The sequence below is a fragment of the Mesorhizobium sp. AR07 genome, from assembly GCF_024746815.1.
Taxonomy (GTDB): Bacteria; Pseudomonadota; Alphaproteobacteria; order Rhizobiales; family Rhizobiaceae; genus Mesorhizobium.
The window spans coordinates 77842-90041 of sequence record NZ_CP080529.1; the positions used below are offsets into that span (position 1 = coordinate 77842).

Genomic DNA, 12200 nt, shown 5'->3' on the forward strand with positions numbered 1-12200 from the left:
CGCTTGCCCTCGTCATTGGTTGCCAATTCGCGGCACGCTTGTCCAAGTGCCTGTCGTATTTCTTCTCGCATCGGGCGATCAGTACGCTAAGTTTGGAGAAGCTGGACCCACTGCAATAGGTCGCGGCTCTGACGATTCGACGGAAGGGAATGTGCATGACGATGCAAGCTCGGCGCCCTCGCGATCGAGGACCGAAGGGACGAGCCCTTGAGGATACCGCGCTCAGGGAGGTCCAGGACCTGCTTATGGGTCGACAGCGCCGCGGCGATCTCCTGATCGAATTTCTGCATCTTATACAAGACGCGTATGGGTGCCTCTCGGCGCGCCATCTCCGGGCGCTGGCCGAGGATATGCGCCTTTCACAAGCCGAGGTCTACGAAGTCGCGTCGTTCTATGACCATTTCGACGTCGTCAAGGAGGGTGAGGCACCGCCAGCACCGCTGACGATCCGGGTGTGTGACTCGATCAGTTGCATGCTTGCCGGAGCGGAAAACCTTCTGGACGATCTCGCCTCGAAGGTCGATCCCGCCGCTATCCGGGTCATGCGCGCGCCGTGCATGGGTCGGTGCGCCTCGGCACCGGCCGCACGTATCGGGGACCGCGAAGTCGACAATGCCACGGCCGAACGGCTGTCGGAGATGGCGCAGGTTGGCGATACGAAAGTCGCGGTGCCGGAATATATAGGCTTTGAAGCCTATCGAGCGGCCGGCGGTTACCAGCTCCTGCAGAAGGTGCGCGACGGCATACTCTCCACCGAGGCCATCATCGCGACCATGCAGGGTGCGGGCCTCAGGGGACTTGGTGGGGCTGGTTTCCCGGCTGGCAAGAAATGGGAATTTGTCCGCTCCTACAAAGGCCCTCGGCTGATGTCGATCAATGGTGACGAGGGCGAGCCGGGTACCTTCAAGGATCGCGTCTATCTCGAACGTGACCCCCATCGCACATTGGAGGGTGCGCTGATCGCTGCCCATGCGGTGGAAGCCGGTCGCATCTATTTCTACATGCGCGACGAGTATCCGGCGGTGCTTCAAATCCTTCGAAGTGAAATCGCCGCGCTCGAACTGGCCGGTATTGCCGAGCCTGGATTTATCGAGCTTCGGCGCGGTGCCGGCGCCTACATTTGCGGCGAGGAAAGCGCGATGCTGGAGAGCATCGAAGGCAAGCGCGGACTGCCGCGCCACCGCCCCCCCTACATCGCTGAGGTCGGCCTCTTCGGCCGCCCGACGCTCAACCACAATGTCGAGACGCTCTGGTGGATCCGCGACATCGTGGAAAAGGGCGCAGACTGGTTCGCGGGCCTGGGCAAGCATGGCCACCCCGGCGTGCGCTCGTGGTCGGTCTCGGGTCGCGTGAAAAACCCGGGGGTCAAGCTGGCGCCGGCTGGCATCACGGTTCGCGAGCTGATCGAAGACTACTGCGACGGCATGCAGGACGGTCACGCGTTCAAGGCTTACCTGCCAGGTGGTGCGTCCGGTGGCATACTGCCCGCGTCCATGGGCGACATCCCTCTCGATTTCGGCGGTGAGCTTGCCAAGCAAGGCGCATTTGTCGGCTCCCATGCGGTGGTGGTATTTTCCGACCAGGACAGCGCCAAGGCAGCGACGGTCAATCTGCTTAAGTTCTTCCAGCATGAGAGCTGCGGCCAATGCACGCCATGCCGCGAGGGAACCGGAAAAATGGTTTCGCTGCTGGAGAAAGATGGGCCCCTGAACGAGACCGGACTGCGCGACCTGGAGATGGTGATGCGCGATTCCTCGATCTGCGGCTTGGGCCAGGCGGCTCCGAACCCCGTCAACCATCTGCTCAAACACTTCCGCGAGGACATCTGAAATGGCTGGTCAGATTGAATTTACGTTAGACGGGAAGTCCGTCACAGCGGCTGACGGCGAGACCATCTGGCAGGTCGCCAAGCGCGAAGGTACAGCCATTCCAAACCTGTGCCACGTTGATCTTCCGGGCTACCGTGCCGACGGCAACTGCCGGGCCTGCATGGTCGATATCGAGGGCGAACGGGTCCTGGCGGCGTCTTGCATCCGCAAGCCGACGACCGGGATGGTGGTCAATACCGCCACCGAGCGCGCCGAAAAGTCGCGCGCGATGGTGTTCGAATTGCTCGCCAGCAACATGCGGCCAGCAAGTGACGGCCCGGACAACCAGTCAAAGTTCTGGCAGTGGGCCAGTTCAATGGGCATCTCCGGAAGCGACCGTTTCGACTCCAAGTTCCACGAAGGCGAGGCTGCCGGGTTTGACATCTCCAACCCTGCGATCGCTGTCAACCTGGATGCATGTATCGCCTGCGGGGCCTGTGTCCGGGCCTGCCGGGAGGTTCAGGTCAACGACGTCATCGGTATGGCCGATCGTGGTGGGCATACTGTCCCTGTTTTCGATATGCACGATCCCATGGGCCTGTCGACCTGCGTGACTTGCGGCGAATGCGTGCAAGCCTGTCCGACGGGGGCGCTTTACGAAAAAACACTGATGGACAAGTCGGCCAAGACCCGCGTTGTCCAGGACTTTGACAAGGTCGTCGATACTCTATGCCCCTTCTGTGGCGTCGGCTGCCAGACAAGCGTGGCCGTGAAGGATAACCGCATTGTCCAGGTCGATGGCCGCAACGGCCCGGCGAACGAGAACCGTCTTTGCGTGAAAGGGCGCTTCGGCTTCGACTATGCGATGTCCCCGGATCGCCTGACCAAGCCCCTTATCCGTCGCGACGACGCCCCGAAATTCGGTGAAGCCGATTTGCGCAACGTCGATCCGTTGACCGTATTCCGCGAGGCCACCTGGGAAGAGGCGATGGAACGTGCGGCCGCAGGTTTCAAGAAAATCCTCAAGGATCATGGCGGCCCGGCGCTCGCCGGCTTCGGCTCTGCCAAGGGATCGAACGAAGAAGCCTATTTGTTTCAGAAGTTCGTCCGACAGGGCTTCGGCACCAACAATGTCGATCACTGTACCCGGCTTTGCCACGCCTCATCCGTCGCCGCCTTGATGGAAGGCGTCGGCTCCGGCGCCGTGTCGGCGCCGTTCATGGATGCCATGAAGGCCGAATGCGCCATCATCATCGGCGCGCGTCCGACGACCAACCATCCCGTCGCCGCGACGTATTTCAAGCAGGCGGTAAAGCGCGGCCTGAAATTGATTATTATGGATCCGCGTGGCCAGGACCTGATGCGCTATGCCACGCATTCTCTGCGCTTCAAGCCCGGCAGCGATGTCGCCATGCTCAATTCGCTGATCCACACCATCATCGAGGAGAAGCTTTACGACGAGCAGTACATCCAGGCCAATGTGACCGGCTTCGAGGCGCTGAAGGCCAAGGTCAAGGATTTTTCGCCCGAGGCCATGGCTGAGGTCTGCGGCATCGAAGCCAGTATTTTGCGCGATGTTGCGCGGATGTATGCGCGATCCGAGCGTTCGATGATTTTCTGGGGCATGGGCATTTCTCAACATACCCACGGAACCGACAATTCGCGCTGCCTGATCGCCCTCGCGCTGATCACCGGACATATCGGCCGCCCCGGCACAGGTCTCCACCCGTTGCGTGGTCAAAACAATGTGCAGGGCGCTTCGGACGCGGGCCTGATCCCGATGTACTATCCCGACTACAAATCGGTCGAGAACATCGACATTCGCGCCCAGTACGAGAATTTTTGGGGTCAGACGCTCGATCCAAAGCGCGGGCTGACGGTGGTCGAGATTATCGATGCCATCCACGACGACGAAATCAAGGGAATGTACATCATGGGTGAAAACCCGGCGATGTCCGACCCCGATCAAACCCATGCCCGCGCGGCACTTGCCAAGCTCGATCATCTGGTCGTGCAAGACATTTTCCTGACAGAGACGGCCTGGCACGCCGATGTCGTGCTGCCGGCGTCCGCGCATGCCGAAAAGTTCGGGACCTACACCAACACCAACCGCCAGGTGCAGATGGGTCGCCCCGCGCTCGAGCTTCCGGGCGACGCGCGGCAGGATCTCGACCTGATCATTGACCTCGCCAACCGCATGGGTCTCGGCTGGGAGTACAAAGATGTCTCCGACGTCTACACCGAAATGGCGCAGGTCATGCCGTCCCTGAAACACATTTCATGGGAACGGGTCGAGCGCGAAGGATCGGTTATTTATCCGGCAGACGGCGTAGATGTGCCTGGCAATGAAGTAATCTTCTCGTCGGGCTTCCCCACCACCGATGGGCGGGGCCGCATCGTGCCGACCGACCTGCTCCCGCCCGACGAGGTTCCGGATGAGGACTATCCGCTGGTGCTGACGACCGGTCGCATGCTGGAACATTGGCACACCGGCGCCATGACCCGGCGCGCAGGAGTGCTCGATGCAATCGAGCCGCAAGGCATCGCAGCGATGAACCCTTACGAAATCAAACGGCGCGATCTGTCGGTGGGTGAGGTCATCCAGGTTGAAACGAGACGTGGAACGATCGATGCGATCTTGCGGGCAGATCGCGAGGTCGCCGACGGGATGATCTTCATACCGTTCTGTTTCAACGAAAGCCCGGCAAACAAGTTGACCAACCCGATGCTTGATCCATACGGCAAAATACCGGAGTTCAAATATTGTGCCGCCCGTGTCGCGCAAAAGGCTCATGCAGAGGCGGCGGAATAGTCGACCTCAGCATTGGTTCGCCAGGATGGGTTGCCGGTATCCGCCGTCGAAGCGCACAAGTTAGGGAATGCAGGGATGCGCCCTGTCCGCTCCCGGTCGCTCAGGGCGGCTGAGATCACCCAGTTCAATGCTATGGCCGGTTTCTGATTTCCCGGGGAACTGGCGCGACTTTGCTGCCTCAAATTTCCTTCGAAAGCGCGACCGGCTGAAAGCCGAAATCCTGCAGCAGCTTCTGTCCGGCCGCCGAGAGGATAAACAATGCGAAGGACATACCAGCCAACGAGCAGTCCTGAAGTGCGACCAGGGTATATTCTGGCACGACGTTCAGATTGGCCGGAATCTTCATCGTTTTGACCCCTTGCACCTCGTCCGCTAGCCTCTTCAAGCTCGTGCGATAGCCGAGAAACACATGGGCGGAGCCCGTCGCTAGCGCCGCGGCGATCGGGTCATAACGCCCCGGCGGATTTGCCGTTTGGGAACTGCCGATCAACTGCTGTGCCTTCGCGTCCAGAATAGCGAAGGTGCCGGGCCGGAGTTTTTCAGCGCGCCGGAAAATTGCCCAGGCATAGTCGCCCAAGGGATCCTTGAACGGCGTCGAGGTTGCAATGCCGATCGCAGGATCGAGCAGCCTGTCAATGAAATTCGCCGTCGTGAAGCCTGCATCGCGGCGCACCGCGGCAGCTATGATGTTGCGGGCAAATACCACCGGTGGCTGCGCGAGACCTAAGGCGGCGAGACGGGCTGGATGAGCGAAGTTGGCGCAAAGGAAGAGATCAGGCCGCTCACCTTCCTCAATGCGCTCCCTTAGCAGGCCGGCCGGACCATGTCGCGTTTCTACACTGACCCCGCTCAATTTCGAAAAAGCGGAAACCAACGATGGGAGGACATACCTCAGGCTTCTCGCCGCATATATAAGTATCGTTGGTTGAGGCGGAGGGGGTTTCATCGACGTATGCAATCCATGGCATTTTCTGGCCGCTGATTGATTCACGCTGGTCGGAAACCCGCTTCTTCCATCGCAATACGGCTTGCGGGCGACTTCAGCGCGGCCAGGAATGCCTGGACCGCCGGCCGCGACTTGCGCATCGCGACCAGCGCGAAATCGTAGTGCTCCTCGGTCAGCGCAATAAAGCCGAGGCCGGTGGCGCGAGCGACGGGCGCAATCGTGACACCCCAATCGGCGCGCTTTTGCACCACAGCCGCTGCGACGGCATTGTGCGAGCGGGGCTGGTTCCAGTAGCCGTCCGGTCGCGCCTGGCCGAGCAATCCGTCGATGAGAATGCGGGTTCCAGCACCCTGATTGCGGTTGACCATCATGCAGGTCGGATCGGCAAGGGCTGCAGCAAGCGCGTCTTCGGCAGACTTGCCCTCGAAGCGCGTATCGCCCGCCCGATAGACGATTCCCTGCATGCGCCGCCAGCCGGGCACGAGTTCCAACCCCTCGCTTAGGAACGGTGTGTTGTAGGTTTGGGTCCTGTCGTCGAAGAGGTGGATCGGCGCCAGATCGCATTCGCCACGCCGGGCGGCCGCCAGCCCGCCAAGGCTGCCAACGGCAAGCGATCGGGTAGACAGGCCAGCGCGCGCGAGCGGCGCCAGCACCAGATCGAGTCCGGTACAATGACTGCCGATGATGACGAGATCCGGCACCCTCACATGCGGCGTAAACAGCGTTACCTCGACCAGCGCACCGGCCGGCATATGGTCGGCAAGCGCATCGATGCGCATGAACCCGTCAGCCTGCGCAAACGAGGTGACCGCGCCGGAGCCCTTGCCGGTCGGATAGGCGATCAGCCCGTTCTCACCTTCGATCAAAGACACCATGACAAATTCGGTGCGGCCAAGTTCTGAACCGATGCGCAGCGGAATTGTTGCCTCCACCTGCATCTCGGCCCTCGGCGGCAGACCAGCCATGCGGCGCAGCACCGGCACGATCATGTCATGGAAGGTGAACATCGCCGAAGTCGGGAAGCCCGGCAGGATGACGACGGGCTTGCCGTCGCATACAGCAAGGCACAGCGGCTTGCCCGGCTTCAGCGCCACACCATGTGCAATGATGCCCGGTTTGCCGAGGCGGGAGATGATGCGGTGGCTGACGTCGCCAGCGCCTTTCGAAGACCCGCCGGACAGGATCAGCATATCGGAAGCCTTAAGTGCCTCGCGCATGGCGCTTTCGAGCAGAGCTTCGTCATCCACAATAGCGCCGAAAAACACCGCCTCCCCGCCATTTTCCGCGATTGCCGCGCTGACCACCGAGCCGTTGGCGTCGTAGACTGCAGCGGGGCGCAAGGGTTCGCCTGGCTGGACGAGCTCGTCCCCGGTCGACAGCACTGCAACGAGAGGCTTGCGTGCAACAGCGACACGCGCAATCCCACAGGTGGCCAACATGCCGATTTCCCGCGAGCCAATCTGCGTTCCCGCGCGGAGCAAAACCTCGCCGCGGGCAATATCGGATCCGGCATAGGATACGAATTGGCCAGGCGAGGCGCTGCGCCGGATCTCGATGGCGTCATCTTCCGCAGGTTGGGTATGTTCCACCATGGCGACTGCATCAGCGCCGCGCGGAAGCGGCCCACCGGTCGCGATTGCAGTTGCGGTGCCGACCCGCACGGTTTCACTCGGCGCAACGCCGCAAGCGATGATTTCTTCATTAAGCGAGAGGCGCACGAAGGCTCCTTCCGATGCAGATGTGATATCCGCGGATCGCACGGCAAAGCCATCGACATTCGAACGGTCGAAAGGCGGCGCATCGACCGGCGCAACGATATCGCGGGCCAGCGCCAAGCCGAGCGTATCGGCCAGCGGTCGCTCTTCCTGGAGTACGTCGCGTGGAAAGAGCGCCGCCTCAAAGCGGGCCATCGCTTCCTCGCGTGATAGGATGGTCAGGAACTGGTCTTGGGCAACCCCTTGCCGTCGACGGGAAGCTGCTGGCTGAGAAGATTTAATCATATCAGCGTCCTTATTTCAGGTCACACGCAGTGGAAGGGCTTCAACGGTCACGCCTGCGGCATATCCCTCACTGTCGCCGGCAACGACAAGCCATGCATCGGCCATGCGAAGATGATCCAGCGACAGATCGCCAACGCCGAGCGGGAGCCATGCGGATTTCTCCTGTCTGAGCAGCGCGATCTCGGCAATGCCGACTACGGAGGAAATCTTACGTGCCAATGGCAGGATAGTGCCGAACCTGCCCGTGCGGCCGGTCAGACGGTCAAGTACTGGCTGCAACAATGCGTGATAGACCGCAAAAGCCTGACCCGGCGCGCCGGGCAGCGCCATCACCGGAATGGCGCCCAGTTTGCCGATCGCCGCGGTACGGCCGGGCCGAAGTGCTATGCCGTGCGCAATCAATGCACCGCGCATCTTCAGCGCCTCAGCGGTGGCGTCGGAGCGACCGAAGCCGGTGCCGCCGACGGTAACAATCAGGTCGCAAGGGGGAGCATCCAGCGCATCGGTGATCGATCGTGCATCGCGCGCGACAGTTTCAACCGAGACGCGCGCTCCGGCCGCCCGCAACAATTCGGCGATGAACTCCACCGTCAGCAAATTGCCATCGATTGCCGCCACATCGATCAGGTGGACATTCGGCGAACGAACCACAACCATTTGAAGTCCCGCGGCGCGAGCGGCCAGAAGATCGGTCGCGGACAGGGAACGGCCAGTGATCGTGGCGGGTCGGCCAGCGGCAATGTCCTCGCCGGAACGGCGGGTGCCCTCGCCGGGAATTGTATCTGCGAAGGCTTGTGCGATTGTGCCCCCGCACGCGACTAGATTGGCTTCCAGAACGCAGTCACAGCCATCGGGAAGCGCATCGCCGGCTTCGACCCACACCGGAGCGGTCATCAAAGGAACTGGCGAATAAGACGATGCGCCGGCAAGATCGAGCGAACGCAGCGCCCAGCCGTCGATCACGGCCCGGTTGCTCTTAGGCAGCGGGTTTGCAAGCGCTGGCATTTCAGCCGCAATACGATCCCGAGCCTGCGCAAGCGGTACGGATGTGAGGGCGGCCGGAGCCAAGCCGTCGAGCAATTCGGCGAGCGCCGATTCGAGGCTGGTCAGCGTGCCGTTCGACGGCTGCGTTATGCTCATGCCCAATGATGGGCCAGCTAGGATACGGATTGCAACTGGCATTGACGGGCGGAGCCGTCCTTCCGCCTCGATGCAGGGATTCGGCCAGCGACCGGCTAGAACGGGTCGCGGCTGACGTTTGGAAAGAACAATTGCTGTCCACCGACCTGATAATCGGCGAACGGTTTCTGCCTTTCCGCGCAGAAACCAGATAGTCGATGAAGCTCTGGCCGAGGTCGGCCTTCACTATCGCAAACCGGAGTCAGGCCCTGGATGCGAACCGGCGATTGACCTCGCACGCGGGCTGCAAAGCCCGCTCTGCGAGTGGCACAACCGCAATCTCCCGTGCGGTCGCTGGTGATGTCCGCTTTAAGGTAGTGGCACAGCGAACTCTAATGACCGAGATCTGGGCGCAAATTGTTCACCGCTCCACTCGTGAAGTGGAGCCGCTCTTGATCAAACCTCAGTTGCCTCGGCAAGTTCGAGAGCATCTTCTATATCGACTCCCAGATAGCGGACCGTGTTCTCGATCTTGGTATGGCCGAGCAAAATCTGGATGGCTCGCAGATTTCCCGTCGCTTTGTAGATAATCGACGCCTTGGTGCGACGCAGGGAATGAGTGCCGTATTCCTGGGGTCGAAGCCCGATCGCCTCGACCCATTCGTCGACGAGGCGGGCATACTGCCTTGTGCTCATGTGAGCCCTTGGATCGATCCTGCTCGGAAATGCGTAATCATCCACTGTCCCGCCGCGTCGTTCCAGCCATGCGAGAAGACTGGAGCGTGCGTCGATCATCAACTCGAACTGAACAGGTCGGCCGGTCTTCTGTTGGATGACCATCGCGCGAGTTCGGATTTCCGGCCCTACAACAAGGTTGCCGATTTTGATCTTGACGAGATCGCAGCCGCGCAACTTGCTGTCGATCGCCAGATCGAAGAGCGCTCTGTCTCGCTGACGCCGTTCCCGATCGAGAAAGAAGCGTATCGCCCATACCTGTCGAGGTTTCAGAGGGCGTTTCGTTCCAACCTTCTTGCCTGCATTCCATGCACGGCGCTCGGGGGCCGTGAGGTCGTAGCACGAGTGTCCCATTTCGTTTCTCCTTCGGCCATGATTGGCCACCGGAGAAACGCCGGTAGACGGTTGAAGGGGGCCGTTAGCAGTCAGCCAGCTTTTGAGGTCGCAGCCCGGCAAAGCAGACGTTGAGAGTGGTTCAGCAAGTACGACAGAAGATGGCGGCTAGCGGCTCGGCCGATTTCAAGCAGCACTCCCGCTAGCTGTCGTTCGCTTACCTGGTAGAGGCCCGGACGCCGCGGGAGCGCAGGGTGATTACCAGACGCAATATGGTCCTGCGCAGGGCTCTGGAAGCCCGAGAGTCGTCGCCCTGATAAGTCGGCACAAGAGAACTTGCCTGGAATATCGTAAGGTCATTATCTTTGGGAAATTTCAGTCACACTCCATATTTCTCAACGTCAAAGCGCATGTTTGACGATTTCTCGTTAAAATGCTATTTTGGAAATGAAGGGAGTGCGACATGCTCTACAAACTTGAGATCGAAAATTTCTACTCCATCCGCGATCCGCAGGTCATCGACCTCACGATCGCGCCGAACGTGCCGGACGTTGAGGGACGCTATGCCGAAATTTTTCCGGGCTCCGACCTGCGCGCTCCGAAGGTCGTTTCAATCTACGGCGCGAACGGGTCGGGCAAAACCACCATCCTAAAAGCCCTCCAGTTCCTGATCATGTTCGCGCGGGACAGTTCGCAGCGGACAGTGCCGGGCTTTCCGTGCGAACGATTCAACGATCTGGGATCCCGCTCGCGCCCCATAAAGCTCGCGATCGAGATGGGCGGCGTCATGAACCTGAACCGCGAAACGATGGACCGGATCGAAGCGGGCGACGAGATAGAGCATGGCGTCTATCGCTATGAGGTCGAGATCGAGGTAGTCGAAGGTAACGCGCAACGCGTCCTCAGCGAGGCGCTAAGGCAGAAGCCGAAAGGCCAAGGCAAATGGCAACGCGTCTTCGAGCGCGATTGCGAGGCCAAGGTGAAAGATTCCCGATCTTTCTCCCTCACGGGCTTTCAACACCTCCTGAACACGCTGCGCCCAAACGTCTCTGTCCTGTCGTCATTCGGACTGTTCCAGCACCCTACGGCGATGCTGTTCCTTGAGACGGCGAGGAAGGTGATGTTCCAGATAGGGCCGACGCCATCCATACAGGATCAGCCGATCATCAACTTCCTCGGTCAGGCACCCGAAATGCTCGACCAGCTAAACAAGGAACTCAGCCGGATCGATGTCGGCGTGGAAGCCATGCGCTTTCAGGAAACGCCGAACGGGCTTGTGCCCATGTTCAAACATTCCGGCCTTCATGTCGAAATGCCGTGGATTCTGGAGAGCCACGGCACGCAGTCATTCATCAAGATGTTTCCGATGCTCACCCTCGCGCTCGCGCAAGGAGGCCTGTGCATTATCGATGAGTTTGACGCGTCGATCCATCCGCTTGTCCTGCCCGAGCTAATCGGGTGGTTCTATGATAGCGAGAACCGGAACCAGTTGGATGCGCAGCTCTGGTTTACCTGCCATTCCGTGTCGCTGCTCGATGACCTCACGAAGGAAGAGATCATCATATGCGAGAAGGACCGGAAAGGGCGGACGCGGGCTTATAGCCTGATGGACGTGAAGGTTCGTCGAGACGAAAACCTCTATCGCAAATATCTGAGCGGCGCTTACGGCGGCGTGCCGCAAATCGGATGAAGACGCGTCGCCCCTTCATCCCGCAGCGCAAGCCGATCTTTATCGGCTGCGAAGGCGAGTCCGAGCAAGGCTATGCAGGATTCCTGCAAGACCTCATATTTGAGGCTGACCTGCATGTTCACCTCAATATCGAGTTGCTGAAAGCTGGCGATCCGCTAGCCCGCATCGAGCTTGCGATCCGCAGACTCGCCCAGCTTCGAAAAACGCGCGGCACATTCGCCGACAAATTCGTGCTGCTCGATACCGATCAATTGGCGCTCTCTGCCGATCGCGCGCATCGTGCGCGAGAGCTAGCCACCGCGAATGACATCAGGATCGTATGGCAGGAGCCTTGTTTCGAGGCTGTGCTGCTGCGTCACTTCGCCGGGAGGACCGCGCACAAGCCCCCGACCAATCAGATCACGCAGAATGCGATCCGTCAGGAATGGCCTCAATATCAAAAGCCGATGAGCCGCGCCGAGCTGACGAGGAAGATTGATCGCGAAGCCGTCACTCGCGCGGCAGGCGTTGAAATTGATCTGATGGCCTTGCTTCGCTGCATCGGCCTGACGCCGCCTGAAGGCTGAGAAGCCATAAGAATTCGCTATACCGTCCCGTTCAGCAAGATTATCATCGACGGCCTCGCGCCAGGTTTCCGCAAGCGCCTCGACAGCATTAACGACTGGCCGCTTTCAGGAAGCGTCCCGAGCGCTCCAAATGTCCGACATGGGCGCAAAGCTGTCGTTTCCATCGTGGCAGACGCAAGCCGGGCTTCGAG

Annotated in this window: 8 protein-coding genes; 4 read left to right on the plus strand and 4 right to left on the minus strand. The window is 60.4% G+C overall.

The window, feature by feature from the left end:
- Positions 1-155 precede the first annotated feature (155 nt).
- Positions 156-1829 carry an NAD(P)H-dependent oxidoreductase subunit E gene (locus tag BPNPMPFG_RS41455; RefSeq protein ID WP_258599415.1) on the plus strand — a complete coding sequence of 558 codons (1674 nt, stop codon included), beginning with the start codon at positions 156-158 and terminating at the stop codon, positions 1827-1829.
- A 1-nt stretch (position 1830) separates the two neighbouring features.
- Positions 1831-4620: a formate dehydrogenase subunit alpha gene (gene fdhF / locus BPNPMPFG_RS41460; protein ID WP_258599416.1), complete on the plus strand. Its 2790-nt coding sequence runs from the start codon at positions 1831-1833 to the stop codon at positions 4618-4620.
- 178 nt (positions 4621-4798) lie between these two features.
- Here the strand turns inward: fdhF and BPNPMPFG_RS41465 are convergent, their stop codons facing one another.
- The 4 genes from BPNPMPFG_RS41465 to BPNPMPFG_RS41480 form a co-directional block, all read right to left on the minus strand.
- Complete coding sequence (locus BPNPMPFG_RS41465) at positions 4799-5566, minus strand: substrate-binding domain-containing protein (protein WP_258599417.1); 768 nt, start codon at positions 5564-5566, stop codon at positions 4799-4801.
- Between the two features lie 41 nt (positions 5567-5607).
- Positions 5608-7566, minus strand: coding sequence for a molybdopterin biosynthesis protein (locus BPNPMPFG_RS41470; protein ID WP_258599419.1), 1959 nt, complete (start codon positions 7564-7566; stop codon positions 5608-5610).
- Positions 7567-7581: 15 nt separating this feature from the next.
- Positions 7582-8706 (minus strand): molybdopterin-binding protein, encoded by a 1125-nt coding sequence (locus BPNPMPFG_RS41475; protein WP_258599420.1) that lies wholly within the window; start codon positions 8704-8706, stop codon positions 7582-7584.
- Positions 8707-9141: 435 nt separating this feature from the next.
- The gene (locus tag BPNPMPFG_RS41480; protein ID WP_258599422.1) at positions 9142-9774 is read right to left on the minus strand and encodes a tyrosine-type recombinase/integrase; all 633 of its coding nucleotides are present in this window, start codon (positions 9772-9774) and stop codon (positions 9142-9144) included.
- Between the two features lie 442 nt (positions 9775-10216).
- On the opposite strand from BPNPMPFG_RS41480, the gene BPNPMPFG_RS41485 reads away from it, so the two are divergent.
- A complete protein-coding gene (locus BPNPMPFG_RS41485) occupies positions 10217-11443 on the plus strand; it encodes an AAA family ATPase (RefSeq protein WP_258599423.1) in 1227 nt (408 codons plus the stop codon).
- The gene (locus BPNPMPFG_RS41490) at positions 11440-12009 is read left to right on the plus strand and encodes an RloB domain-containing protein (RefSeq protein WP_258599424.1); all 570 of its coding nucleotides are present in this window, start codon (positions 11440-11442) and stop codon (positions 12007-12009) included. The genes BPNPMPFG_RS41485 and BPNPMPFG_RS41490 overlap by 4 nt, the downstream gene beginning before the upstream one ends.
- Positions 12010-12200: the final 191 nt, after the last annotated feature.

What these genes read in the sequence shown, in the direction of transcription:
- BPNPMPFG_RS41465 (WP_258599417.1), bottom strand. Translation starts at nt 5,566, where the DNA reads ATGAAACCCCCTCCGCCTCAACCAACGATACTTATATATGCGGCGAGA.
- BPNPMPFG_RS41475 (WP_258599420.1), bottom strand. Translation starts at nt 8,706, where the DNA reads ATGAGCATAACGCAGCCGTCGAACGGCACGCTGACCAGCCTCGAATCG.
- BPNPMPFG_RS41455 (WP_258599415.1), top strand. Translation starts at nt 156, where the DNA reads ATGACGATGCAAGCTCGGCGCCCTCGCGATCGAGGACCGAAGGGACGA.
- fdhF (WP_258599416.1), top strand. Translation starts at nt 1,831, where the DNA reads ATGGCTGGTCAGATTGAATTTACGTTAGACGGGAAGTCCGTCACAGCG.
- BPNPMPFG_RS41485 (WP_258599423.1), top strand. Translation starts at nt 10,217, where the DNA reads ATGCTCTACAAACTTGAGATCGAAAATTTCTACTCCATCCGCGATCCG.
- BPNPMPFG_RS41470 (WP_258599419.1), bottom strand. Translation starts at nt 7,566, where the DNA reads ATGATTAAATCTTCTCAGCCAGCAGCTTCCCGTCGACGGCAAGGGGTT.
- BPNPMPFG_RS41480 (WP_258599422.1), bottom strand. Translation starts at nt 9,774, where the DNA reads ATGGGACACTCGTGCTACGACCTCACGGCCCCCGAGCGCCGTGCATGG.
- BPNPMPFG_RS41490 (WP_258599424.1), top strand. Translation starts at nt 11,440, where the DNA reads ATGAAGACGCGTCGCCCCTTCATCCCGCAGCGCAAGCCGATCTTTATC.